General features: G+C 71.2%; 26 protein-coding genes. 12 read left to right on the top strand and 14 right to left on the bottom strand.

What is annotated here, in order from left to right; translation table 11 throughout:
• Positions 1-133: 133 nt before the first annotated feature.
• From JR064_RS05045 to JR064_RS04980, 14 genes are all read right to left on the bottom strand, one after another.
• A complete protein-coding gene (locus JR064_RS05045; RefSeq protein ID WP_206229020.1) occupies positions 134-793 on the bottom strand; it encodes a tetratricopeptide repeat protein in 660 nt (219 codons plus the stop codon).
• Positions 787-1,272, bottom strand: a complete 486-nt coding sequence (locus tag JR064_RS05040; RefSeq protein ID WP_206229019.1) for a cytochrome c-type biogenesis protein — start codon at positions 1,270-1,272, stop codon at positions 787-789. Before JR064_RS05040 ends, JR064_RS05045 begins: the two co-directional genes overlap by 7 nt.
• A complete protein-coding gene (locus JR064_RS05035) occupies positions 1,269-1,811 on the bottom strand; it encodes a DsbE family thiol:disulfide interchange protein (protein ID WP_206229018.1) in 543 nt (180 codons plus the stop codon). The genes JR064_RS05040 and JR064_RS05035 overlap by 4 nt, the downstream gene beginning before the upstream one ends.
• Entirely contained in the window at positions 1,808-3,793 is a 1,986-nt protein-coding gene (locus tag JR064_RS05030; protein ID WP_206229017.1) for a heme lyase CcmF/NrfE family subunit, read from the bottom strand. Before JR064_RS05030 ends, JR064_RS05035 begins: the two co-directional genes overlap by 4 nt.
• Before the next feature lie 58 nt (positions 3,794-3,851).
• On the bottom strand, positions 3,852-4,328 hold the full coding sequence (gene ccmE / locus JR064_RS05025) for a cytochrome c maturation protein CcmE (RefSeq protein ID WP_206229016.1): 477 nt from the start codon (positions 4,326-4,328) through the stop codon (positions 3,852-3,854).
• Complete coding sequence (gene ccmD / locus JR064_RS05020; protein WP_206229015.1) at positions 4,312-4,527, bottom strand: heme exporter protein CcmD; 216 nt, start codon at positions 4,525-4,527, stop codon at positions 4,312-4,314. The genes ccmE and ccmD overlap by 17 nt, the downstream gene beginning before the upstream one ends.
• Entirely contained in the window at positions 4,524-5,324 is an 801-nt protein-coding gene (ccmC, locus tag JR064_RS05015) for a heme ABC transporter permease CcmC (protein ID WP_179564635.1), read from the bottom strand. The genes ccmD and ccmC overlap by 4 nt, the downstream gene beginning before the upstream one ends.
• Positions 5,325-5,335: 11 nt before the next feature.
• Positions 5,336-6,661 carry a S8 family serine peptidase gene (locus tag JR064_RS05010; RefSeq protein WP_425510273.1) on the bottom strand — a complete coding sequence of 442 codons (1,326 nt, stop codon included), beginning with the start codon at positions 6,659-6,661 and terminating at the stop codon, positions 5,336-5,338.
• 2 nt (positions 6,662-6,663) lie between these two features.
• Positions 6,664-7,308, bottom strand: coding sequence for a zf-HC2 domain-containing protein (locus JR064_RS05005; RefSeq protein WP_206229013.1), 645 nt, complete (start codon positions 7,306-7,308; stop codon positions 6,664-6,666).
• Positions 7,305-7,892 (bottom strand): RNA polymerase sigma factor, encoded by a 588-nt coding sequence (locus JR064_RS05000; protein WP_179564641.1) that lies wholly within the window; start codon positions 7,890-7,892, stop codon positions 7,305-7,307. Before JR064_RS05000 ends, JR064_RS05005 begins: the two co-directional genes overlap by 4 nt.
• 64 nt (positions 7,893-7,956) lie before the next feature.
• The gene (locus tag JR064_RS04995; RefSeq protein WP_241092865.1) at positions 7,957-8,718 is read right to left on the bottom strand and encodes a TorF family putative porin; all 762 of its coding nucleotides are present in this window, start codon (positions 8,716-8,718) and stop codon (positions 7,957-7,959) included.
• 271 nt (positions 8,719-8,989) lie between these two features.
• On the bottom strand, positions 8,990-9,388 hold the full coding sequence (locus JR064_RS04990; protein WP_206229012.1) for a c-type cytochrome: 399 nt from the start codon (positions 9,386-9,388) through the stop codon (positions 8,990-8,992).
• 29 nt (positions 9,389-9,417) lie between these two features.
• Entirely contained in the window at positions 9,418-10,779 is a 1,362-nt protein-coding gene (locus tag JR064_RS04985; RefSeq protein ID WP_206229011.1) for a cytochrome C, read from the bottom strand.
• A gap of 60 nt (positions 10,780-10,839) precedes the next feature.
• The gene (locus JR064_RS04980) at positions 10,840-11,349 is read right to left on the bottom strand and encodes a cytochrome b (protein ID WP_191824280.1); all 510 of its coding nucleotides are present in this window, start codon (positions 11,347-11,349) and stop codon (positions 10,840-10,842) included.
• Positions 11,350-11,695: 346 nt separating this feature from the next.
• On the opposite strand from JR064_RS04980, the gene JR064_RS04975 reads away from it, so the two are divergent.
• The 12 genes from JR064_RS04975 (at position 11,696) to JR064_RS04920 (ending at position 22,924) form a co-directional block, all read left to right on the top strand.
• The gene (locus JR064_RS04975; protein ID WP_004425725.1) at positions 11,696-12,112 is read left to right on the top strand and encodes a sugar 3,4-ketoisomerase; all 417 of its coding nucleotides are present in this window, start codon (positions 11,696-11,698) and stop codon (positions 12,110-12,112) included.
• A gap of 4 nt (positions 12,113-12,116) precedes the next feature.
• The gene (locus JR064_RS04970) at positions 12,117-12,782 is read left to right on the top strand and encodes an acetyltransferase (protein WP_206229010.1); all 666 of its coding nucleotides are present in this window, start codon (positions 12,117-12,119) and stop codon (positions 12,780-12,782) included.
• Between the two features lie 4 nt (positions 12,783-12,786).
• Positions 12,787-13,746 (top strand): glycoside hydrolase family protein, encoded by a 960-nt coding sequence (locus JR064_RS04965; protein WP_206229009.1) that lies wholly within the window; start codon positions 12,787-12,789, stop codon positions 13,744-13,746.
• A complete protein-coding gene (locus JR064_RS04960; protein ID WP_206229008.1) occupies positions 13,733-14,668 on the top strand; it encodes a GNAT family N-acetyltransferase in 936 nt (311 codons plus the stop codon). The genes JR064_RS04965 and JR064_RS04960 overlap by 14 nt, the downstream gene beginning before the upstream one ends.
• Positions 14,665-15,780: a DegT/DnrJ/EryC1/StrS family aminotransferase gene (locus tag JR064_RS04955; protein ID WP_206229007.1), complete on the top strand. Its 1,116-nt coding sequence runs from the start codon at positions 14,665-14,667 to the stop codon at positions 15,778-15,780. The genes JR064_RS04960 and JR064_RS04955 overlap by 4 nt, the downstream gene beginning before the upstream one ends.
• Positions 15,777-17,030: an O-antigen translocase gene (locus tag JR064_RS04950; protein ID WP_206229006.1), complete on the top strand. Its 1,254-nt coding sequence runs from the start codon at positions 15,777-15,779 to the stop codon at positions 17,028-17,030. Before JR064_RS04955 ends, JR064_RS04950 begins: the two co-directional genes overlap by 4 nt.
• Positions 17,030-17,971, top strand: coding sequence for a glycosyltransferase (locus tag JR064_RS04945; protein WP_206229005.1), 942 nt, complete (start codon positions 17,030-17,032; stop codon positions 17,969-17,971). Before JR064_RS04950 ends, JR064_RS04945 begins: the two co-directional genes overlap by 1 nt.
• The gene (locus JR064_RS04940) at positions 17,968-19,152 is read left to right on the top strand and encodes a hypothetical protein (RefSeq protein WP_206229004.1); all 1,185 of its coding nucleotides are present in this window, start codon (positions 17,968-17,970) and stop codon (positions 19,150-19,152) included. The genes JR064_RS04945 and JR064_RS04940 overlap by 4 nt, the downstream gene beginning before the upstream one ends.
• Positions 19,149-20,006 (top strand): Wzz/FepE/Etk N-terminal domain-containing protein, encoded by an 858-nt coding sequence (locus JR064_RS04935; protein WP_206229003.1) that lies wholly within the window; start codon positions 19,149-19,151, stop codon positions 20,004-20,006. The genes JR064_RS04940 and JR064_RS04935 overlap by 4 nt, the downstream gene beginning before the upstream one ends.
• Before the next feature lie 138 nt (positions 20,007-20,144).
• A complete protein-coding gene (locus JR064_RS04930; protein ID WP_206229002.1) occupies positions 20,145-20,993 on the top strand; it encodes a methyltransferase domain-containing protein in 849 nt (282 codons plus the stop codon).
• 3 nt (positions 20,994-20,996) lie between these two features.
• Positions 20,997-22,229: an amidohydrolase family protein gene (locus tag JR064_RS04925; RefSeq protein ID WP_206229001.1), complete on the top strand. Its 1,233-nt coding sequence runs from the start codon at positions 20,997-20,999 to the stop codon at positions 22,227-22,229.
• The gene (locus JR064_RS04920; protein ID WP_206229000.1) at positions 22,226-22,924 is read left to right on the top strand and encodes a class I SAM-dependent methyltransferase; all 699 of its coding nucleotides are present in this window, start codon (positions 22,226-22,228) and stop codon (positions 22,922-22,924) included. Before JR064_RS04925 ends, JR064_RS04920 begins: the two co-directional genes overlap by 4 nt.
• Positions 22,925-22,939: the final 15 nt, after the last annotated feature.

Genomic DNA, 22,939 nt, shown 5'->3' with positions numbered 1-22,939 from the left:
GACTGACCGGCAGCGCCGGCCACCTGCGGGCCGATCGCGCTGCAGGCCTCGATCAGCGCAAGTGGCGCCTGGGCTCGCGTGTGCTGGGGATGCGTAGGCAGCGCGCCGTCGCGCCCGTATCGATAGCCGCGCTTCAGCGCGCCCCGGGAGGCGCCCGGGCGGCGGGCGCCGCGGCCATCGCGTCGGCGGCGGCGATCTTCTGTGCCACCGCCTCGCGCAGCGGGGAAGCGTCCGGCAGCAAGGTCCGCAGGTGACGCCAGCGCATCGCGGCGTTGGCGTAGCGGTGTTGCTGGAACTCGCCGATGCCGAGCATCCATAGCGCGCGCTGGTTGTCCGGTTGCCGCGCGAGGATGCGCTCGAGCATGCCGTGCGCGGCCGGGCCGACGGCGAAGTCGGGCTGCTGCGCCATGTCCGCCTCGACCCAGCCGAGCATCGCCTCGCTGTCGTCCGGGGCGATCCGCAGCGCCTGCGCATAGGCGTCGCGCGCCTCGGCGCTGCGCTTGGCCTGCGCCGCGGCCGCGGCCTGCTCCATCCATCGCTGCAGCGCGCCTTGCGCCGCGTCCGGGTCTGGCGCAGGCGCGGCTTGCACGGGGATGCCTGCCAGCGCGGCGGGATCGCCGACCAGCAGATACAGGCCCGCGCTCGCCAGCGGCAGCGTCACCGCCACCAGCGCCGCGGCGACGCAGCGCTGCACGCGGGCGCCGGGCCGCCGGCGCAGCAGCGGCCACAGCAAGGCGCCCAAGGCGATGCCGACCATTCCCGCGGCAGCAATGCCGAAGCCGGCCGTCACCATTGTTCTTCCGGCTCCTGGTCCGGCGCCACGTGTGCCGCGGCGCCGGCCCGGCGCCGCAGCGTGGCCACGACCATGGCCGTGCCGCCGAGCAGGAACAGCAGCGGGCCGAACCACAGCAGCCAGGTGCCGGGCGCCAGCGGCGGGTCGTAGAGCACGAACCGGGAATAGCGATCGACCATGTACTGCTTGATCTGCGCATCGCTGCGGCCGGCCTGCAATTGCGTGAACACCTGGTGGCGCAGGTCGCGCGCCAGCGTCGCGTTGGAGTCGGCCAGGTTCTCGTTCTGGCAGACCAGGCAACGCAATTGCGCGGTCAGGTGCTGGAAGCGCAGTTCCTGCTGCCGATCCCGGAACGGCAACGGATCCACCGCCTGCGCCGCCGCCGGCAACGCGTGGGCGAGCAGCAGCACGACCAGCAGCGACAGCCACGGCCTGGTCCATGGCCGGCCGCGCAGCGCCCGCGCAGATGGCCCGCTCATCGTTGCGCTCCGTCCAGCGCGGCGATCGCCGGACGCAGTTCGCCGGCGATCACCGCAGGCGTCAGCACGCCGACATGCTTGTAGCGGATCACGCCCCGGGCATCGATCAGGAAGGTTTCCGGAGCGCCGTAGACACCGAAGTCGATCGCGCGCTGTCCATCCTGATCGACCACCACCAGCGCATACGGATTGCCGCGCTGCGCGAGCCAGGCGCGCGCGTCGCGCGGGTCGTCCTTGTAGGCGTAGCCGATCAGTGCGACGCCGAGGTCGTTGGCATGCGCCAGCAGCAGCGGATGCTCCTCGCCGCAGGCCAGGCACCAGCTGCCGAACACGTTGAGCAGGTACGGGCGGCCGCGCAATTCGGCGCTGCCGGCGCGTTGCGCGGGATCGTCCAGGCGCGGCAGCGAGAACGCCGGCGCCGGCTTGCCGATCAGCGGCGAGGGCACCTCGCGCGGGTCGTGCGCGCGGCTCCAGTAGATGCTGAAGCCGAACAGCGCGGCCAGCAGCAGGAAACCGAGCAGTGGCAGCAGCCGGCTCATGTCGGTATCGCCGATGCGGTCGTGGCGAGCGGCGCGGCAAGCTCGGCGCCGGGTGCGACCGGGTGCGGCGCACGCAGCCGGCGCGCGCAGGCGCTGACGAACCCGCCGAGCATCATCAGCAGGCCGCCCAGCCAGATCCAGCGGATGAAGGGTTTGTAGTACAGGCGCAGGGTCCAGGCGTTCTCGATGTGCTGGTCGTCCATCGGCTCGCCCAGCGCGACGTACAGATCGCGGACGACGCCGGCATCGATCGCCGCCTCGGTCTGGATCCGTTCGCTGGAATACAGGCGCTTCTGCGGATGCAGTACCGCCACCGCCGCACCGTCGCGGCTCACCGTCAGCGTGCCTTGCTCGGCCTTCCAGTTCGGCCCGTCGATCATGCGCACGCCATCGAAGCGGAACGCGTAGCCGCCGATGTGTTCGCTTTGCCCGGGCGCCAGGCGCACGTCGCGCTCGATCGACAGGCTTTCCGACAGCAGCACGCCGGCCACGAACACCGCCACGCCGGCATGGGCCAACAGCATGCCGGCCAGCTCCGCCGGGAAACGGCGCCCGCGCGGCGCTTCGCGCAGGCGCTTGTAGGCATACAACGCGGTGCCGATGCCGATCCAGGTGGCGGCGGCGACGCCGGCCACCGCGCGGGCCGAGCCGTCGGTCAGCACGAAGGCGACCAGCGCGCAGGCCAGTGCGGCCAGCACCGCGCGCACAGCCACTGCCTGCAGCGCGCCCGGTTCGGTCCGGCCCCAGCGCAGGTACGGGCCGAACGGCAGCAACAGCACCACCGGCAGCATCAGCAGCGGGAACAGCAGGCCGAAGTAGGGCGGGCCGACCGAGATCTTGCCCAAGCGCAGCGCATCGCCGAGCAGCGGGAACAGCGTGCCCAGCAGCACCATCGCCGCGGCCACGGTCAGCATCAGGTTGCCGACCAGGATCGCGGTTTCCCGCGACAGCGCCGCGAACGGCTTGCCGGCGGCCAGCCGCGGCGCGCGCAGCGCGTACAGCAGCAGCGCACCGCCGACCGTCACGATCAGGAAGCCGAGGATGTACAGGCCGCGGCGCGGGTCGGCGGCGAAGGCATGCACCGAGGTCAGCACGCCCGAGCGCACCAGGAAGGTACCCAGCAGCGACAGCGAGAAGGCGAGGATCGACAGCAGCAGGGTCCAGGCGCCCAGCGCGCCGCGCTTCTCGGTGACCGCCTGGGTGTGGATCAGCGCCGCGCCGACCAGCCACGGCATGAAGCTGGCGTTCTCCACCGGATCCCAGAACCACCAGCCGCCCCAGCCCAGTTCGGCATAGGCCCACCAGCTGCCGGCGACGATGCCGGCGGTGAGGAAGCCCCAGGCGACATTGGTCCACGGCCGCGCCCAGCGCACCCAGGCCTGCTGCTGCTCGCCGCCGAGCAGGGCGGCGATGGCGAAGGCGAAGGCCACCGAGAAGCCGACGTAGCCGGTGTAGAGCACCGGCGGGTGGAACACCATGCCCGGATCCTGCAGCACCGGGTTGAGTTCGTTGCCGTCCAGCGGCATCGGCGACAGCCGCGCGAACGGGTTGGAGGTGAACAGCACGAAGGCCAGGAAGCCGGCGGCGATCAGGCCGAGCACGCCCAGCACACGCGCGGCGAACGCCTCCGGCAGGTGCCGGCTGCTGCGCGCCAGCAGCACCGTCCACAGATCGAGGATGGCGATCCACAGCAGCAGCGAGCCTTCGTGCGCGCCCCAGACCGCGGCCAGCCGGTAGTACCAGGGCTGCGCCAGGTTGGCGTTGGCGGCCACGTAGCGCACCGAGAAATCCAGGCGCAGCAGCGCATAGGCGAGCAGGGCGAAGGCCAGCCAGGCGAACAGCGCCTGCGCGCAGGCGGCCGGCCGCGCCACCGCCATCAGCGCGCGATCGCCGCGCCAGGCGCCGAGCAGCGGCAGCACGCCCTGCGCCAGCGCCAGCAGCAGGGCCAGGATCAACGCGAGCTGGGCCAGTTCGGCGGTCATCGCGGCAGGGCGGCCGAGCGTGGCCAGCGCCGCGCGGCGCGGTGGGGCGGCATCGGCTTCATGGCGTTGCGGACGTGGCCGCCGACGCGGAAACCGCCGCTGCGGTGCGGCCCTCATGGGCCTGCGCCATCGCGTCCTTCAGCTCCTGCGGCATGTAGGTCTCGTCGTGCTTGGCCAGCACCTCGGTGGCGACGAAAGCGGCGCCGTGCAGCGAACCGGTGGCGATCACCGCCTGGTTGTCGCGGAACAGGTCGGGCAGGATCCCGGTGTAGGCGACCGCGGTGGCGCCGGAGGCGTCGATCACGGTGAAGTCCACCCGCAGCGAATCGGCGCTGCGCCGGATCGAGCCGGCCTTGACCATGCCGCCGAGGCGGAACACGCGGTAGCCTTCGGTCTGGCCGGCCTGCACCTGGCTCGGCGTGAACAGGTAGCTGATGTTGTGCTGCAGGGCCAGCACGAACAGGCCGGTGGCGAGCGCGGCGGCGCCCAGCACCAGCAGCACGATCAGCAGGCGGCGCTTACGGGTGGGATTCATGGGTGGGACCTGGCGACAGCGGCACGGCGCCGCGCTGGCGGCGGCTGTGTTCGCGCACCACCTGTGCGCGCGTCTCGGCAAGCAGGCGCCGCTGCCGCCAGCGCGGCAGCAGCGTGTCCAGCAGCAGCACCAGTAGAAACAGCGCGTAGGCCGGCCATACGTAGGCGGCGTAGCCGCCCATCGCCCAGAAGCCGCTCATGCCGCGCGCTCCGCCGCCAGGCGCGCTTCCGGCAGCGGCGCCGGCGCGTGTGCGGCCAGGGCGAGCGCCCGCACCCAGCCCTTGCCGCGCTCCAGCGCCAGCAGGTCGGTGCGCATGCGCCCGAGCAGGCTGGCCAGGTAATAGCACTTGCTCGCCAGCACCGCGGTCAGCAGCGGCCACAGCATCGCCAGCGGCATCTTCGACGGACCCAGCACGCGCACCGTGGAGCCCTGGTGCAGGGTGTTCCACCAGACCACGGAGAAATGCACGATCGGCAGGTTGATCAGCCCGACCAGCGCCAGCAGCGCGGCGGCGCGCGCGCCCTGGCGCGGATCCTCGATCGCGCGGTACAGGCCGATCACGCCCAGGTACAGGAACAGCAGCACCAGTTCCGAGGTCAGCCGCGCGTCCCAGGTCCACCAGGCGCCCCACATCGGCTTGCCCCACAGCGAGCCGGTGCACAGGGTGATGAAGGTGAACGCGGCGCCGATCGAGGCGGAGGCCATGCACGCCACTTCGGCGAGTTTCAGCCGCCACACCAGGGCGACGAAGGCGGCCGCGCCCATCGCGGCATAGACGAACAGGCTCATCCAGGCGCTGGGCACGTGGATGAAGATGATCCGGTAGGCGTCGTGTTGCTGGTAGTCCGGCGGCGCCAGCACCAGGCCGCCGTAGAACGCCACTGCGCCGAGCAGCAGCGCCGCGCCCAGCGCCCATGGCCGGATCGCGCCGGCGACGCGATAGAACGTCGGCGGTGAGGCGAGCCGGTGCATCCAGTGCGGAATCCACTTGGCCATGGCCGCTGCGCTCAGCGGGACGTCGTGGCGGCGCGGGGCAGCGCCTGTACCGCGGCGGCGGCATCCACCTGCAGCAGGCCGTCGCGTTGCCGGCTGGTCCGGCGCAGCAGCTCGTGCACGCTGCGCGCGTCCAGCTGCGGCGCCAGCGAAAGCAGCAGCGCGACCACGCCGCTGACGTGCGCGGTGGCCATCGACGAGCCGGACGTGAAATCGTAGGCGCCGTTGGGCTGGGTGGTGAGAATGTCCTCGCCCGGCGCGCTGAGCACCCCCGGCGGCGACGCGGTAGCGCTGCTGGTGCGCACCACGATCACGCCCGGGGTGCCGTCGGGAAAGCCGTCCAGGCGGCCGTCCGGCGGCATCGCCGCGACCACGATCCGGCCCTGCCGCAGCAACTGCTCGAGCAGCTTGCGCAGCAGCGGATCGGCCGGCCCGCCCAGGCTCAGATTGATGATGCGCGTGCGCGTGTCGCCGATCGCGACCAGCGCCTTGGCCAGGGTGAAGGAATTGCAGCCGGCGCCGGCCCCGGCGCGCTGCGGGTACCAGCAGGCCTTGTACACGTCGAGCATGGCCTTGGGCGCCATGCCGACGATGCCCAGATGGTTGTTGCTGCCGGCGGCGATGATCCCGGCGACCTCGGTGCCGTGGTGATCGCGATTGAACGCGGCGGGGTCGGCGCCGACCAGGTCGCGCACCTCGCGCAGGCGGCCCTGCAGGTCGGGGTGGGCGGTGTCCACGCCGGTATCGACGATGGCCACGCCCACGCCCTGGCCCTGGCTCAGCACCTGCGCGGTGGCGGCGTTGGTCGCGGCGAAGCCGCGTTGCATGTCGACGTAGGGATCGTTGTAGCGCAGCGGCTGCGCGGGCTTGGCCGGCGGCGCCGGGTCGGCGTAGGTGGCGAATTCCTGCAACGGCTGCGACAGCGCGACGCGTTCGTCCTTGGCCAGCGCGGCGAGCAGCGCGTCGCGCGCCGCGCCCGGTGCCGGCTCGAACACCACGCAGTACACGCCCAGCGGCTTGATCGGCCAACCGGTCACCTGGCGCAGGCCGTAGCGCTGGGCCAGCGCGTCCAGCGTCGCCGCTGCCTGGGTGCCCGCCCCGTAATACTTGGAAGAGGCATAGCCGATCAGGTTGGAGCCGGCATGCCGGCCCGGTGCGGCCATCGGGTTGGCCACCGCGAGCACGATCTGGCGCTGGCTGTCCAACGCCGGCGAGGCGTCCAGGGTCGGCGTCTTCGCCGGCGCCGTTGCGGCCGCCACGGGCGCGTCGGCGGCACCGCGCCCGCCATGGGCGCAGGCGCCGAGCGCGAGGCAGGCCATCAGCAGGCAGAGACGACGCAGGCTCATGGTGCGGAAATCGGCTCCGCCAGGCGGATGCCGGGCGTCGCACGCAGCTGCTGCACGCTGCGCTGCGGCTGCGCCGGCGACCCGGCCTGGACCGGCACCACGGTGTAGGCGCCGGCGCCGTTGGGGCCGCCGACCACGCGCAGCTGCAGCTTGCGCAGCACGGCGTCCCAGTCGGCCAGGGTCATGCGCGCGTCCGGCACCACGCGGATCGCGTCGCTCGCCAGCGGCTGCGCGGTCTCGCTGAGGGTGCGGTAGCTGGCGCCCTGGCCCTGGTCGCTGGCGGACAGCCTGACCCCGAGCACGCCCAGCCCGATCGCCTGCACCAGCGCCGCGGCGACCAGCGCCCGCGTGGTCCAGCTGGAGCGCGCGCGCGCCGGCAGGCGCTGCGGTTCCGGCGCGTCGAGGCGGCCGAGCAGGCGCTGCAGCCCGGCCTCGGCGTCCACCGGCACGTCGCTGGGCAGCGACATCGCCATGCGCAGCCGGCTCTGCTGCGCGAACTCGGCGCTGCAGAAGCTGCACTTGGCCAGATGCGCGATCAGCCACTCGTGTTGCTCTTCCGTGGCGCTGGCCTGCAGCACCCACGGCATCAGTTCCCAGGCATGCGAGCACTCGTTGCCCGGCTCGTTGAAGCCTGTCTTCATGACACGCTCTCCGTCAGAGGGGAAGCGCCGCCGGCCAATCCCGGCAGCACGTTGCGCAGCTTGACCCGGGCATGGAACAGCCGCGCCTTGATCGTGCCCACCGGGCACTGCATGATCGCGGCGACTTCTTCCAGTTTGTGGCCCAGGCCGTAGACCAGTTCGACCACCAGGCGCTGGTCGGCCGACAGCCGCTCCAGGCCCTTGCCCAGCCAGTCGCGCAGCTCGCGGTCCTCGTCCGGGTCGGCGGAGGAGGCGAAATGCTCTTCGGCGCTCACCCCGTCCTCGATCGCCTCGTCGCTGTGGTGGCGGATCGCCTTGAGCCCGCAGCGGTAGGCGATGCCCATGATCCAGGTCGAGACCTGCGAGTCGCCGCGGAAATCGCCGGCCTTCTGCCAGGCGATCCAGAAGCAGTCGTTGATCGCCTCCTCGATGATGTCCGGGCGCCGGGTCAGCCGCGACAGGAACCGGCACAGGCGCCCGTGGTAGTTGCGGTACAGGGTGGCCAGCGCATCGCGGTCGCCGCCGGCCATGCGCCGGAGCAGCATGCGGTCGGTGGCATCGCCTAGTGGATCGGTGTCGGTCATGGAGGGCTGGCTTGGCAACAGGCACCGGTATGTGCCGGGTCGGCACGGAAAGGTTGCGTGCGGATCAGAAGGCGCGCGACACGGTGACCACCCACGGCCAGATCCCGTTGCCGCGCCTGGCGTAGATGCTGCGCGCGTCGCTGAACACGCGGTCGACCTCCACGCTCCAGGCGCCGGCGTTCCACATCAGCCCGGCGTGGCCGTAGCTGTAGTGGTCGGCGTAGTCCAGCCCGTACAGCGCCGGCGGGGCCTGGCTGATGCCGATCCCGGCCGACAGCGACAGCTGCCCCGGCAGCGGCTGGTGCACGGTGAGGTCGGCCGCGCCGTACCAGCGGCCGCGGTAGCTGTCGGGCAGCTCGAACGCGGCCAGCGACACGCTCAGCCGGTCCCGGTAGGACCAGCCGAGGCTGGCCTCGTTGCGGTTGAACAGGCGGTTGATGCGGTTGCCGGGGTAGTCGTAGCGCAGCAGCCCGGCCTGCATCTGCCAGCTGTCGGACAGGGTCCAGCTGCGCGACAGCTCGATCGTGGTCAGCAACTGGTGGCCCGGCGCGTCCAGCGCGGTACTGGCGGACGCGCCCAGCGACCAGCCCGGCGCGGGCAGCCAGTAGCCGGCGAGCTGCAGGGACGGGGTGTCGGCGGTCACCGCGATGCCGCGATCGACCAATTGCGAACTGAGCCCGACCGCGCCGCCCAGCTTGGCCGCCAGCGCCGTGCCCGGCAGGCACAGCGCCGCCGCCAGCGCCAGCGTGCCGCGCAGCGGGCGCTGGCGCGCGGCACGCTGCGCCAGGTCACCTGCGGCCGCGGTCATGCCGGTCGGGATGCCCATGCATGGCGGTGTCCGCGGCGGCGGCCCATGTCGGTCGCGGGCAGGGCGGTCGGGGACAGGGAGCCGGCGGCGGAAGGGCGGTTGTGCACGGTCGCTCGATGGTCGCGGGTCGGATCGCAGGGGACGCTGGGGCGCGTGGCAGCGGCAACGCCGGAGCGCTCGCCGCGTGGACGCTCGCCATTATCGGCGTTGCGGACTGGCGGCGACACGGCGCACACCCGGCGTCGGACGCCGGGTTCAGTTTCGACTATGCCGGGGCCGGGCGCCGACTTCAATGCAGGGTATTGAGATAGGCGATGAGGTCCTTGAGCTGCTTGCTGTCGTCGAGCCCGTCGTACTTCATGTTGGCGCCGGGGATGCCCTTGGACGCGGGCTGGGCCAGGTAGCTGCGCAGCTTGTCGTCGCTCCAGGTCCACTGGGTCTTCTTCATCGCGTCCGAGTAGCGGTAGTCGGGCACGCTGCCGGCGCTGCGCCCGACCACGCCGAACAGGGTCGGGCCCTTCTTGTTCTTGCCCGGCGCCGCGCTATGGCATTCGGCGCATTCGGTGGCGAACACGCCGGCGCCGGGCAGGCCGCCGCCGGCATGCGCGGCGGGCGCGAGCGCGACGCCGAGCGGCAGCAGGCTGGCCATCAGGGTGCACCACAGGGGAAATGCGTTGGCTGGTTTCATGACGATCCGTACTGGGGGGAAAGGTGTGCTCAGAACGCGAGGCTCAAGGCCAGCGAGAACTGGTTCAGGTCGTGCGGGCGGGTCACCGGCAGGGCGCCGAACACGTTGCCGGTGGTGCCGTTGAACTTGCTGAAACGGAACCAGGTGGCGGACAGGCGCAGGTTGGCGATCGAGGTGAACGCATCGTCCTTGCCGAACGGCGCCCAGGAGGCGCTGATCAGGTTGCTGGTGGTGTCGGGCGTGCCGTACGGGCTGTAGCGGAACGGGTCGGCCGAACCGGTATTGATGAAGTGCGCCAGCAGCAGGCCGTAGCTCTGCTTGTAGGTGTAGCTGAGATTGATCGACTGGTCGCGGATGCTGCCGCGGCGCAGCCCGGCCACGCTGGGGTCGGCCGGGTCGATCGCCGCGCTGCCGTAGCGGCGGCGCTCGTAGATGTTGAGGTAGCCGAGCTTGAGGATGTGCTCGCGGGTGCCCAGGAACTGGTAGTTCAGGTCGTAGCCCAGATCGGTGAAGTCGTCGCGCGGGCCGGTACTGCGCGGCAGCTGGCGATGGGTGGTCAGCGCGACCACGCCGGCGGAGAAGAACTGCTTCTTCATGTCCTTCATGTAGCTCAGGCGCAGGTAGCCGGTGTCGCTGAGCTTGCCCGGGTCGCCGCCGACCGCGTAGCCGAGGTCGTCCTGGGTGGAGACCGGCAGCGCGTTGTAGGTGCCGATCTCGCCGTACCAGTTGCGGTCGTAGACGCCGTAGACGCTGGTGCCGATCACCCGGTTGGACAGCGAGGACTGGTTGAGCAGGGTGGTGGAGCCGGCGTAGGCCGAGGCCGGACCCAGGCCGGAAGCATTGGGCAGCACGCCGATCGGATCCTGGCTGCCGGGGTTGTTGTTGACGCTCACCCCGAGCAGCGCGTCCTTGCCGCCGAGCTTGAAGGTCTTGGCGACGAAGCGCAGGTCCACGTTGTCCAGCTTGGTGGTGAACTTGTCCTTGCCGTTGTTGGTGCTGGAGACCTTGATGTAGCCGCCGACGTTGTCGCTGACCCGGCCGGCCAGGTACAGGTCGGCCTCGCTGAGCTGGTTGTTGGTCTTGCCGCGCACCGGCACGCTGCGGGTGCCGGTGAGTTGCGCCGAGGCCGGGATCTTGGTCCCGTTGCCGTCGCTGTCGGTGTAGCCGTTGAGCTTGAAGCGCATGCCGTACGGGGTCAGCGCCGGGCCGTAGGCGCCGATGTGGCAGTCCGCGCAGGAGGAGCCGGTCTGCCGCGCGAACGCCGGCACCGCCGCGGCGCGCGGGCTGGCCAGCAGCAACAGCGAGCCGAGCGTGGACCACAGCAGCACCTGCTCGGCGCCACGCAGCGTGCCGGGACGGAAGAAGGAAGAAGGGGACGGGGTGGTCTGCATGCGATGGGTCCTTGAGCGGGTCGGCGCGGCGGCGGACGAGGGAAGGGCGTAAAGCACGGTTCAGCCGCGGCGCAAGCGCAGCATTCGCCGCAGGGTGTCGTCGCGGCGCACGAAGTGGTGCCATAGCGCGGCCCCGATATGCAGCAGGATCAGGCCGAGCAGCGCCCAGGCGGCATACACGTGCCAGGCGCCGAGCGTGTCGGCCAGATCCGGATCGGGGGCGACCAGTTCCGGCAGCGTGGCGGCGAACAGATGCACCGGCTTGCCCATGGACTGGCTCAGCGCCCAGCCCAGCACCGGCAGGGTCAGCAGCAGCGCGTACATGACCACGTGGGTGAGCCCGGCAAGCGCACGCAGCAGCGGCGAGGCGGCATCGGGGTCGTGGCGTTTGCCCAGGCGCAGGCGCAGCGCCACGCGCAGGAAGAACAGGCCGAGCACGAACAGGCCGAAATGCCGATGTCCCTCCAGCAACCATTGGCGCACGGCACGGCCCTCGACCTCTTCGCGCAGCAGGATCAGGCCCGCCGCCAGCACCAGGCACAGCACGGTGAGCCAGTGCAGCAGCACCATCGGCCGCGGCAACCCTGCAGCGGCGGATGCGGGTGGCGAATGCGCCGCCGCGTCGGAGAGAGAGGTGCCGTCGTCGGCCTGCGTGGATGAAGTCATGGTGGCGTGCCCTGTCCAGGTCGTGTCGATGGAATGCGCGCTGCCGTTCGCGGCGTCGTGCTGCGCCACCGGCGGGCAGCGCAACGGCTGGCGCAGTGGTGGTCGCAGATGGGTGCCGGGGGCGCGGCAAAAGGTTGCGTCGGCGTGGCGGCCGCCTTCGGATCGCGCTGCGATGGCATGGCGCAACCTTTCCGCAGGCCGGCGGCACTCAGCCTGGTAACTCCGCGTCGGAGTCCGTGTCGGACACACTATGGCAATCGAACGAATCCAGTTGCGTACGCACGGCGACGAGCGCGGTCTGCTCGTGGCCCTGGAGCAGCAACGCGACGTGCCCTTCGACATCCGGCGCGTGTACTACCTGTTCGCCACCAAGCACGGCGTGCACCGCGGCCAGCACGCGCACCGCCATCTGAATCAATTGGCGGTGGCCCTGCATGGCTCGGTATCGTTCCTGCTCGACGACGGCAGCGGACCGGTGCAGGTGGTGCTCGACGACCCTTGCCAGGGCCTGCTGCTCGGCAGCATGGTGTGGCGCGACCTGTACGACTTCAGCGCCGACTGCGTGCTGATGGTGCTGGCCGACCAGGCCTACGATCCGGCCGACTACATCCTCGACTACGACGAGTTCCTGCGCGAAGCCGCGGGCGAACGCAGGCAGGAGGCGTAGGGCCATGGCGAAACCGCTGGTCATCATCGGTGCGGGCGAACTGGCGCAGATCGCCTGCGAGTACTTCAGCCACGACAGCGACTACGAGGTGCTGGCCTTCAGCGCCGAGCGCGCCTACATCGCCGCGCCGATCCTGGCCGAACGGCCGGTGGTGGCGTACGAGGAGCTGGAGCGGCTGTACCCGCCGGGCGAGGTGGAGGCGTTCGTGGCGATTCCCGCCAGCGGCCTCAACCGCCTGCGTACGCGGTTCTTCCTCGACACCAAGCGCCGCGGCTATCGCCTGGCCAGCTACGTCAGTTCGCACGCCTTCGTCTGGCGCAATGCGCAGCTGGGCGAGAACTGCTTCGTGTTCGAAGGCAATGTGGTGCAGCCGTTCACCCGCATCGGCGACAACTGCATCCTGTGGAGCGGCAACCACGTCGGCCACCGCACGGTGATCCACGACCATGTGTTCGTCGCCTCGCATGCGGTGATTTCCGGCTACTGCGAGATCGGCCAGAGCAGTTTCGTCGGGGTCAATGCCACCTTCAGCGACGGGGTCAAGGTTGCCGCGGACAACGTGATCGGCGCCGGCGCGCTGGTCACCCGCGACACCGAGCCGGGCCGGGTCTACGTCGGCGCGCCGGCGCGCGCGGTGGCCGGCAAGTCCAGCTTCGACGTGACGCTCTGACGCCATGTTCGACTGGAGCAAACGCGGCCTGGCGTTCGCCACCGCACGCGACGGCGTCGGCGGCTGGATGCGGCATTCGGCGTTGACGCCGACCCCGCATCGCCTGGACGCCGAGCTGATCCGCGTCTACGCCGGCTTCCGCGACGACGCCGGGATCAGCCGCATCGGCTACGTCGACGTGCGCGGCGACGACCCGACCCGGGTGGTGCGGGTCAGCGCCACGCCGGTGCTGGATATCGGCCGCGACGGCTGCTTCGACGACAACGGCATGATCCTCGGCGACGTGGTCGCCGCGCCGGACGGGCTGTACATGTTCTATGTCGGTTTCCAGCGCGTGGCCAAGGCCAAGTTCCTGGCCTTCACCGGGCTGGCGGTGTCCAGCGACGGCGGCGAGACGTTCCAGCGGCGCCAGGACACGCCGCTGCTGGACCGTGCGCCCGGGCGCAGCACCATCGCCGCGGTGCATTCGGCACGCTACGAGGACGGCCGCTGGCGACTGTGGTACGCGGTCGGCGACGATTGGGAATGGATCGACGGCACGCCGTTCCCGCGCTACCACATCCGCTACGCCGAGACCGAGGACCTGCAGGCGATCCCGCGCCAGGACACGCCGTGCCTGCAGCCGCAGGGCAGCGAATACCGCATCGGCCGCCCGCGCGTGTACCGCCACCAGGGCGGCTACCTGATGTACTTCACCCGCGGCAACATCGGCGGCGCGTATTTCCCCGGTGTGGCGCGCAGCGACGACGGCCGCCACTGGCAGCGTTGCGACGACGCCTTCGGCCTGGCGCTCTCGCCCGGCGGCTGGGACGCGCGCACGCTGTGCTATCCGGCGCTGATCCGGCACCGCGACCGCGTGCTGATGTTCTACAACGGCAACGACATGGGCCGCGACGGCTTCGGCGTGGCGATGGCGCCGTTTGCGCAGGGTGCGGGCGAGGAGAGCGGCGATGTATTCGGTTAGGCCCTATCGCGCCGAGGATGCGCCGGCCTGGGACGCGTTGATCGCCGAATCCCGCAACGGCAACCTGCTGCACCGGCGCGGCTACATGGACTACCACGCCGAGCGCTTCGTCGACGCCTCGCTGCTGGTCGAACGCGGCGGTACGCTGGTGGCCGCGTTCCCGGCCAACATCGACGGCACGCGCGTGGTCAGCCATGCCGGGCTGAGCTATGCCGGGCTGCTGTCCGCGCATGCCCTGCGCGCGGCGGCGACGCTGGACGTGTTCAAGCAGATCGCCGCGCATTACCGCGCCCGCGGCGTACGCGAGCTGCTGTACAAGGCGGTGCCGCACCTGTTCCATGCCACGCCTGCGGAAGAGGATCTTTACGCCTTGCATCGGCTCGGTGCGCGCCTGCAGCGCCGCGACCTGTCTTCGGCGATCGCCTTGCGCGAGCCGCCGCGCTTCGCCGCCGAACGGCGGCGCTCGGTCGGCAAGGCGCGCAAGGCCGGCCTGCGCGTGCAGCGCGGCGGCGATCCGGCGCCGTTCCATGCGCTGCTGAGCGAGGTGCTGCAGCGCCACGGCGCCACGCCCACCCACAGCCTGCAGGAACTGCGCCTGTTGTGCGGGCGCTTCCCGGAACACCTGGTGCTGTACGAAGTGCGTGATGGCGAGACGCTGCTGGCCGGCACGCTGCTGTACGACTTCGGCCGCGTGGTGCACGCCCAGTACCTGGCCTGCTCCGAGCAGGGCCGGCGCGTGGACGCGCTGAGTCTGCTGCTGGCCGAGCTGATCGAAGACCGCTACGCGCAGCGCGACTACTTCAGCCTCGGCATTTCCACCGAGCAGCAGGGCCAGGTGCTCAACGACGGCCTGGTCACGCAGAAGGAGCGCTTCGGCGCGCGCGGCGTGGTTCACGATTTCTACGCCTGGGACCTGCGATGAGCGTGCCGTTCCTGGACCTGCGCGCGCTCAACGCCCGCTACGCCGACGAACTGAAGGCCGCGGCAGCACGGGTCATCGACTCGGGCTGGTACGTGCTGGGCGCGGAACTGGACGCGTTCGAGCGCGAATTCGCCGGCTATTGCGGCACCGAACATGCGATCGGCGTGGGCAACGGCATGGACGCGCTGACCCTGATCCTGCGCGGCTACCGCGAACTGGGCCGGCTGCGCGACGGCGACGAGGTGATCGTGCCGGGCAACACCTTCATCGCCAGCTTCCTGGCGATCAGCGAGAACCGGCTGCTGCCGGTGCCGGTGGAGCCGGATCCGGTCAGCTTCAACCTGGACCCAGCCAGCGTGGAACGCGCGATCGGCCCGCGCACGCGGGCGATAATGGCGGTGCACCTGTACGGCCAGCTGGCGGACATGGCGGCGCTGCGAACGCTGGCGCGACAGCATGGCCTGCTGCTGATCGAGGACGCGGCGCAGGCCCACGGCGCGCGCCGGCACGGGCGCCACGCCGGCAGTTTCGGCGACGCCGCCGGTTTCAGTTTCTTCCCCGGCAAGAACCTGGGCGCGCTCGGTGACGGCGGCGCGGTGACGACCGACGATGCCGCGCTGGCCGCGCAGATCCGGATGCTGCGCAACTACGGGTCGGACATCAAGTACCGGCACCTGGTGCAAGGCGTGAACTCGCGCCTGGACGAAATGCAGGCGGCGTTGCTGCGGGTCAAGCTGAACTACCTGGATGCCGACATCGCCCTGCGCCGCGATGTGGCGCGGCGCTACCGCGCAGGCATCGTGCATCCGCAGCTGCAGTTGCCGCAGGTGGCCGACGATGCGGCCCACGCCTGGCATCTGTTCGTGGTGCGTTGCGCCCGGCGCGACGCGCTGCAGCGCCATCTGCTGGCCAGCGGCATCCACTGCCTGGTGCACTATCCTCAGCCGCCGCACCGGCAGCCGGCCTATGCCGCACTGAGCGGACTCAGCCTGCCGCTATGCGAGCAGTTGCATCGCGAGGTGCTGAGCCTGCCGATCGGGCCGACCCTGGACGCGGATGCGGTGGAACAGGTGATCGCAGCCTGCCTGGAATTCGAGGCGATGGCGGCATGAACGTGCTGCGCAGCGGCCTGTACAGCGGCGCGGCCACCGCGGCCAAGCTGCTGGCCGCGTTGCTGGTGCTCAAGCTGGTCGCCGTCTACGCGGGGCCGGCCGGCGTGGCCCGGCTCGGCCAGTTCACCAGCCTGATGTCGCTGCTGGCGGTGCTGGCCGGCGGCGGCATCGGTGCGGGCATCGTCAAGTACGTGGCCGAGTACCGCGACGATGCGCAGACACTGGCGCGGCTGCTCGGTGCGGCGCTGGGCTATGCGTGCTGCACCGCGTGCGTGATGGGCGTGCTCGCGCTGCTGTTCAGCCGCCAGATCGCGCAACGCCTGCTCGGCGATCCGCAGTACCAGAGCCTGATCTGCGTGCTGGCCGTGGCCCAGCTCGGCATCGCCCTGGTCAACTACATCCTGGCCGTGGTCAACGGCTTCATGGACGTGCGCCGGCTGGCCTTCATCCAGGTCGCCGGCTCGGTGCTCAGCGTGCTGGTGGTGCTGTGGCTATCGCGCTGGCTGCAGCTGTACGGCGCGCTGCTGGCGCTGGTCGCCGGGCAGGTGCTGTGGCTGTGCGCCGGCCTGCCGACGTTGCGGCGCAGCCCGTACTTCCGCCGCGACATGCTGCGCATCCGCTTCGATGCGGAAATGACCCGGCGCCTGGCCGCGTTCTCGGTGATGACGCTGACCTCGGCGCTGCTGCCGCTGCTGGTCAACATCGGCGTGCGCGACCATCTGGCCGAGACCTTCGGCTGGCAGCAGGTCGGTTACTGGCAGGCGGTGAGCAAGGTCTCCGAGGCCTACCTGCTGTTCTTCACCACCGCGATCAACGTCTATTACCTGCCCAAGCTGGCGGCGTTGCGCGATCGCGCCGGGCTGCTGCTGGAATTGCGTACCGCCTACCGCTACGTGCTGCCGGCGGTGATCGCCCTGGCCGCGGCGATCTACCTGTGCCGCGACTGGCTCACCCGGCTGCTGTTCGCCGCCGACTTCGCCGCCGCCGCGCCGCTGTACGCGCCGCAGCTGGTCGGCGACGTGATCAAGATCGCCTCGTTCGTGCTGTCGTACCTGATGCTGGCCAAGGCGATGACGCGGCTGTTCGTGATCTCCGAATGCGTGTTCGCCGCCAGCTATCTGGGACTGGTCTATCTGTTCACCGCGCGCATGGGCCTGATCGGGGCGGCCTACGCATTCGCAGTCAACTATGCGCTGTACCTGGCGTTCAACGTCGTGGTGGTGCGGCGCTATCTGGGAGGGTTGCGCTGATGGCCGAGCTTGGACCGCATCACGACGTGCCGCTGGTGTCCGTGCTGGTGCCGGCGTACAACCACGAACGCTTCGTGCAGCGCTGCCTGGACAGCGTGCTGGAGGATCCGTATCCGAACAAGGAACTGGTGATCGTCGACGACGGCTCCAGCGACGCTACCGCCGCGCGCATCGCCGAGTGGATCGCGCTGCACGGACAGCGCCTGCCGGTGCGGTTCTGGCCGCGCGAGAACCGCGGCATCGCCGCCACGCTGAACCACCTGGTGGCGATGGCCAGCGGCGAGTTCCTGCGCCTGGGTGCCAGCGACGACTATCTGCTGCCGGGCGGTCTGGCCGCGCAGGTCGCCTATCTGCGCGCCTCGCCGGAGAAGACCGCGGTGATCGGCGATGCGGTCGTGGTCGACGCGGACGGGCGCCTGCTCCACCAGAGCAGCATGCGCGACCTGCACGGCGTGGACAAACGCCTGTACCTGAGCGACGCCGGCATCCGCCGCGCGGTGATCCGGCACTGGGCGGTGAGCGGGGCCGTGGCCCTGGTGCGGCGCAGCGCGCTGCAGGCGCGCGTGGCCTGGGACGAAGAGCTGCACATCGAGGACTGGGACTTCTTCCTGCGCCTGGTCGCGCGCGACGCGCTGGGCTTCATCGACGTCGGCGTCTGCGCCTACCGGCTGCACGGCGCCAACGCCAGCAGGACCCGGCACCTGCCCAGCCGTCTGGCCAATCTGACCGAGTCGCGGCAGGTGGCGCTGCGCCGCGCTGCGCTGTTCGATCCCCCATGCCGCACGCTGCTGCATGCGCAGGCGCACTACATCGCGGCCAAGATCGCGTTCCTGCGGCGGCAGCCGGCGGCGCTGGGCGGCCACCTGCTGGCGCATGCCTGGCTGTCGCTGCTGGCACGCCTGCGGCCGGCCGCAGCGGCGCCGCTGGCGGAGCGCGCATGAAACGCCTGTTGCGCCTGCCGTCGAGCTATTTCGGCCTGCCGCTGCTGTTCAGTTGCGCGCTGACCCTGCTCAGCTTCGATCTGCCGCCCGGCTATGCCGCCGGCATCGCCTTGCTGGCCGCCGCGGCCGCCGCGACGCTGTTGCTGGATGCGCTGCACGGCATCCGCCTGCCGTCGCTGGCCGCGTTTCGCGCGCGCCGCTATGCCGGCACGCGCGAGGCCTTCGTCGCGCTGTGCCTGGCCGCGCTGGTCGGCGTGTTGTGCGTGCTGGACCTGGCGCTGTTCCCGATCCCGCTGTTCACCAATCCCTCCGCGTATGCCGACCTGACGCCGCTGCATTCGCACGTGCGGCACCTGTCCAACATGTGCTGGATCCTGCCGCCGATCGCGCTGCTGTGCGTGCGCGACAAGGCGCTGCGCAACGCGATGATCGTCGCCGGCTTCGTGTTCCCGGTGCTGGTGATCGACCGCAACCGCATCTTCGCCGCGTTGTTCAGCTTCGCGCTGCTCCTGCTGCTGCGGCGCGATCCGGCGCGGCCGGTGCCGTGGAAGGCCATCGTGGCGTTGCTGGTCGCCGGCGGCGCGGCGTTCTCGCTGCTGGGCACGCTGCGTTCGGGGTCGCTGGATTCGGTGACGCTGCCGTTCGGCGCGCTGTACCGCGCCGCGCCGCAAGGCATCAAGTGGCTGCTGCTGTACATCGGCGCCGGCCCGTACAACTTCGGCGCGATGCTGGCCAAGGACTACGTCAACGCCAGCTTCCTGGTCAACCAGCTGGTGCCGCTGAGCGGCTCGATCGCCACCGCCGGCACCGGCATTCCGCTGGATGCGCCGAACATCAACGTCGGCACCGAATTCTTCCCGTTCCTGCTGGCCGGCGGCGCCGGCGCCGCGCTGGCGGCGATGCTGGCGCTGTACGCGGCGCTGCTGTGGAGCGTGCGCCTGCTCGGCAGCACGGTGTCGCTGTTCAACCTGCTGGTGTTCCTGCGCATCGCCTACGCCTGCCTGATGTCGCCGTTCGCGCCGCAGGCCTTCACCTGGACCAACGCCGGCTTCATCGTGCTGTGCCTGGTCCTGCACGCCTGCAGCGCGCTGCTGCCGAACCGCCGCGCGGCGCTGACGGCGCCGGGCGGGGCGGGGCAGGCGCCGTCGCCACCTTTTTCTCCGGGAAGTGCCTTGCCATGAAAGAAGACGAAATCTACCTGATCGACCTGTGGCGGATCCTGCGGCGCGAGTGGAGATGGTGCGTGCTGCCGCTGCTCGCCGCGCTGGCGCTGGCGTTCGCCTTCCTGCATGGCGCCACGCGCCAGTGGCAGGCCACCGCGTGGGTGCAGGTCGGCGAATTCGGCCCGACCCCGGCCGGGCGCGATCCCAAGCTGGAGCCGTTCCAGCGCGTGATCGAGCGGATCAAGACCCGGCTGTTCCAGGACCAGGTGCTGCAGAGCCTGGGCCTGCCGTTGAACGGGCGCGAGGCTGCGCTGTACCGCAGCAGCCTGAAGCTGGACCCGGATCCCTACGCCAACCTGATCGAATTGAGCCTGCGTGCCGATTCGGCGCAGCAGGCGCGCGCCCTGGCCACGGCGACCACGGCGCAGCTGCAGGCACTGCACCGGCGCATCCAGGCCGTGCCGATGCAGCAGACGCGCGAACGCCTGCAGGACATCGGCAGCGAACTCGCTACGACCCAGGCCGAGCGCGCGCGCCTGCTGCAACAGCAGGCCGAGGGCAAGGGCAGCGTCGAGCAGCAATTGCTCGGCAACATGCTGCTGTCGGAGAAGAACGCGACCATCCGCAGCCTGAAGTCCGAGCGCGACGACCTGCTGGCCCGGCTCGGCGCACGCTATACCTACGACACCTCCGCGCCATGGGCGGCCTACGTGCCCGAACGCCCCGCATTTCCCAATCCGGTGCTGGTGCTGGCGGTGGGGCTGATGCTGGGCGTCGGGCTTGGCGTGTTCGCCGCGATCGTCCGCAACGCGCTGCGGCGCCGGCAGGCCGCACGCATGCCGCAGCCTGCGCCGGCCGGCAGCGGCGCATAAGCGCGAAGACCACCGACGCCGCTCACGGCGATTCAACCAAACCGCCCGCCACCCGCACTCACTGGCATACCGTGCGATCCGCGCTTGCGGCCGGCACGGCAATTCCCGACGACGACGGCAGGCGAGTGGAGAGTGGATGTGACTGCGAATGGCAAGCCCGGCGCCGCTGCGCGCGCGGCGACGATCGATCCGGCGCTGCTGCTGGAGACCCAGCGCGCCTTCGATAGCGTCGCCGCCGACTACGACGGCCCGCGCGGCAACAACGAGCTGATCCAGCGCATGCGCACCACCTTGTGGGACACGGTGGCCGCGCAGTTGCCGGTCGGCGCACGGCTGATCGACCTGGGCTGCGGCACCGGCCTGGACGCCCACGAGTTCGCGCAACGCGGCTATCGCGTGCTGGCCACCGACTGGTCGCCGCAGATGGTGGCGCGCACCCGGCAGCGGGCGCAGGACCCGGCGCTGCAGGGGCGGCTCAGCGCGGCGCACGTCGGCATCCAGCAACTGGACCGCCTCGACGGCGAGTTCGACGGCATGTATTCCAACTTCGGCCCGCTGAACTGCGCGCCGGATCTGCCCGCGGTCGCCGCCGAATGCGCGCGCCTGCTGCGCCGCGACGGGCGCCTGGTGTTTTCGGTGATCGGCCGCCTGTGCCCGTGGGAAGTGGGGCACTACGCGCTGCGCGGGCGCTTCCGCCGCGCCGCGGTGCGTGGCGCGCGCGGGGTCACCGCGGTGGGCATGAACGGGCACACCATCTGGACCTGGTACTACCTGCCGCGCGAGTTCTACCGCGCCTTCTCCGCGCATTTCGAACTGGACTCCTACCGCGCGCTCAGCCTGTGCCTGCCGCCGCCGTACCTGGTCGACCACTACCGGCGCCACCCGCGCTGGGGCGAGCGCCTGGGCCGGCTCGACGATCGCATCGGCGGCTGGCCGCTGCTGCGCGACATGGGCGATCACTTCCTGATCGTGATGCGCAAGCGCTGACCGATGCGCACGCCTTCCGCTGCCACCGAGATCTGCCTGCACGGCGCGCGCCTGGCCACGCCGGCCGGCGCGGTACGCGCGTCCCTGGGGTTGCGCGGCGCACGCATCGCCGCTGCGCCGGCCACTGCGGCGTACCGGGTCGCGTTGCATGGGCACCTGGTGTTTCCGGGGCTGCTCAATGCGCACGAGCACCTGCAGGTCAACGCGGTGCCGCCATTGCCGCAGACCGCGCCGTTCGCCAACAGCTACGCGTGGATCGAGGCGTTCGCCGCGCATTTCCGCGATCCCGCCGTCGCCGCCGCGTTGCAACTGCCGAAAGCGCTGCGCCTGCGCCACGGCGCGCTGAAGAACCTGCTCGCCGGCGTCACCTGCGTCGCCCACCACGATCCGTGGCATGCCGAACTGGACGCGGCGGACTTCCCGGTCGCGCTGCTGCGCGAGTTCGGCTGGAGCTACGCCTTGCACGGCCCCGACTACGGCCCGCCGCTGGCGCAGAGCTTCGCCGCGACCGCCGCCGACCGCCCGTGGATGATTCACCTGGCCGAGGGCACCGATGCGGTCGCCGCTGGCGAACTGGCCGAGCTGGACCGGCGCGGCTGCCTGGCCGCCAACAGCGTGCTGATCCACGGGGTCGGCCTCGGCGCGGCCGACATCGAGCGCGTGCTCGCCTGCGGCGCCGCCGTGGTGTGGTGCCCGTCGAGCAACCTGGCGCTGTTGGGGCGCACACTGGATCCACGCCGTCTGTACGCGGGCGGGCGCCTGGCGCTGGGCAGCGATTCGCGCCTGAGCGGTGCGCGCGACCTGCTCGAGGAACTGCAGGTGGCCACCGCCAACGGCCTGGATGCCGGACAGGCGCTCGCACTGGCGACCACCGCCGCGGCGCGCATCCTGCGCCTGCCCGGACGCGGCAGTCTCGCGGTCGGCAGCACTGCGGACCTGCTGATCGTCGGCGACCGTGGCGGCGATCCGGCGCATAGCCTGGTCGGGCTGGCACGCAGCGAGCTGCGCGCGGTGGTGCGCGATGGCCGCCCGCGCATCGCCGATCCCGATTTCGCCGACTGGTTCGAGGCCACCGGCGTGGCGGCGGTGCCGGTCACGCTGGACGGCGTGCCGAAGCTGCTGGCCGCGGAACTGGCCGACCCCGCATTGCTCGCGCTCGAACCCGGGCTGGAGCTTCAAGGCGGCGCTGCGCTTCGCACGATCGCGCCGTCCGCGCTGCAGGCGCGCCGCGCATGAGCGCGGTGCCGATCCTGGATCCGGTCCAGGCCTATGCGTTGTGGGCGGCGAGCTACCCGGCGCACGCCCACAACCCGGTGATGCAGGCCGAGCAGCGCGCCATGCTGGCGCTGTTGCCGCCCGCGCTGCACGGCCAGCGCGTGCTCGATGCCGGCTGCGGCAGCGGACGCTATCTGTTGCATGCGCTGGAGCGTCATGCAGCGCACGCCACCGGCGTGGACCTGTCGCCGCAGATGCTTGGCCGCGCCGCACGCGAACTGGATGCGGCCGGCGCCGGCAATCGCTACACCCTGTGCGAAGGCAGCCTGGACGCGCTGCCGGTGGCCGATGCCGACGCCGACCTGAGCATCTGCGCCCTGGTCGTCGGGCATCTGCCGCAACTGCTGCCGGCGCTGGCCGAACTGCGCCGCGCCACCCGCCCGGGCGGCAGCGTGCTGTGCAGCGACGTGCACCCGATCGGCCACGCGCTGGGCTGGAAGCGCGATTTCAGGGCCGCTGGCCAGCGCTATGCGGTGCGCCATACCCAGCACCTCTACAGCCACTGGCATGCGGCCTGCGCCGCGCTCGGGCTGGCGATCGAGGCGGCGCGCGAACCGATGCTCGACCCTGCCGACATTCCCGCCGGCGCGCACTTCGATCCTGCCGCGCTGCAGGTCCCGGTGGCGCTGGTGTTCCGGCTGCGGCGCCTGCCGTGAGCCTCGCCCTGCGGT

Origin of the sequence: Xanthomonas bonasiae (assembly GCF_017163705.1) — a bacterium.
In the GTDB taxonomy this organism is placed as follows: Bacteria; Pseudomonadota; Gammaproteobacteria; order Xanthomonadales; family Xanthomonadaceae; genus Xanthomonas_A; species Xanthomonas_A bonasiae.
Note: the sequence above shows the minus strand (reverse complement) of the source record. Positions and strands in the feature narration are given on the sequence as shown.

Bases quoted from the DNA above. Each gene is read 5' to 3' on its own strand.
- JR064_RS04995 (WP_241092865.1), bottom strand. From the start codon at position 8,718: ATGGGCATCCCGACCGGCATGACCGCGGCCGCAGGTGACCTGGCGCAG.
- JR064_RS05000 (WP_179564641.1), bottom strand. From the start codon at position 7,892: ATGACCGACACCGATCCACTAGGCGATGCCACCGACCGCATGCTGCTC.
- JR064_RS04975 (WP_004425725.1), top strand. From the start codon at position 11,696: ATGGCAATCGAACGAATCCAGTTGCGTACGCACGGCGACGAGCGCGGT.
- JR064_RS04990 (WP_206229012.1), bottom strand. From the start codon at position 9,388: ATGAAACCAGCCAACGCATTTCCCCTGTGGTGCACCCTGATGGCCAGC.
- ccmE (WP_206229016.1), bottom strand. From the start codon at position 4,328: ATGAATCCCACCCGTAAGCGCCGCCTGCTGATCGTGCTGCTGGTGCTG.
- JR064_RS05005 (WP_206229013.1), bottom strand. From the start codon at position 7,308: ATGAAGACAGGCTTCAACGAGCCGGGCAACGAGTGCTCGCATGCCTGG.
- JR064_RS04980 (WP_191824280.1), bottom strand. From the start codon at position 11,349: ATGGTGCTGCTGCACTGGCTCACCGTGCTGTGCCTGGTGCTGGCGGCG.
- JR064_RS05045 (WP_206229020.1), bottom strand. From the start codon at position 793: ATGGTGACGGCCGGCTTCGGCATTGCTGCCGCGGGAATGGTCGGCATC.
- JR064_RS04950 (WP_206229006.1), top strand. From the start codon at position 15,777: ATGAACGTGCTGCGCAGCGGCCTGTACAGCGGCGCGGCCACCGCGGCC.
- JR064_RS04970 (WP_206229010.1), top strand. From the start codon at position 12,117: ATGGCGAAACCGCTGGTCATCATCGGTGCGGGCGAACTGGCGCAGATC.
- JR064_RS04985 (WP_206229011.1), bottom strand. From the start codon at position 10,779: ATGCAGACCACCCCGTCCCCTTCTTCCTTCTTCCGTCCCGGCACGCTG.
- ccmC (WP_179564635.1), bottom strand. From the start codon at position 5,324: ATGGCCAAGTGGATTCCGCACTGGATGCACCGGCTCGCCTCACCGCCG.
- JR064_RS04925 (WP_206229001.1), top strand. From the start codon at position 20,997: ATGCGCACGCCTTCCGCTGCCACCGAGATCTGCCTGCACGGCGCGCGC.
- JR064_RS04945 (WP_206229005.1), top strand. From the start codon at position 17,030: ATGGCCGAGCTTGGACCGCATCACGACGTGCCGCTGGTGTCCGTGCTG.
- JR064_RS04940 (WP_206229004.1), top strand. From the start codon at position 17,968: ATGAAACGCCTGTTGCGCCTGCCGTCGAGCTATTTCGGCCTGCCGCTG.
- JR064_RS04920 (WP_206229000.1), top strand. From the start codon at position 22,226: ATGAGCGCGGTGCCGATCCTGGATCCGGTCCAGGCCTATGCGTTGTGG.
- JR064_RS05030 (WP_206229017.1), bottom strand. From the start codon at position 3,793: ATGACCGCCGAACTGGCCCAGCTCGCGTTGATCCTGGCCCTGCTGCTG.
- JR064_RS04965 (WP_206229009.1), top strand. From the start codon at position 12,787: ATGTTCGACTGGAGCAAACGCGGCCTGGCGTTCGCCACCGCACGCGAC.
- JR064_RS04960 (WP_206229008.1), top strand. From the start codon at position 13,733: ATGTATTCGGTTAGGCCCTATCGCGCCGAGGATGCGCCGGCCTGGGAC.
- JR064_RS05035 (WP_206229018.1), bottom strand. From the start codon at position 1,811: ATGAGCCGGCTGCTGCCACTGCTCGGTTTCCTGCTGCTGGCCGCGCTG.
- JR064_RS04955 (WP_206229007.1), top strand. From the start codon at position 14,665: ATGAGCGTGCCGTTCCTGGACCTGCGCGCGCTCAACGCCCGCTACGCC.
- ccmD (WP_206229015.1), bottom strand. From the start codon at position 4,527: ATGAGCGGCTTCTGGGCGATGGGCGGCTACGCCGCCTACGTATGGCCG.
- JR064_RS05040 (WP_206229019.1), bottom strand. From the start codon at position 1,272: ATGAGCGGGCCATCTGCGCGGGCGCTGCGCGGCCGGCCATGGACCAGG.
- JR064_RS04935 (WP_206229003.1), top strand. From the start codon at position 19,149: ATGAAAGAAGACGAAATCTACCTGATCGACCTGTGGCGGATCCTGCGG.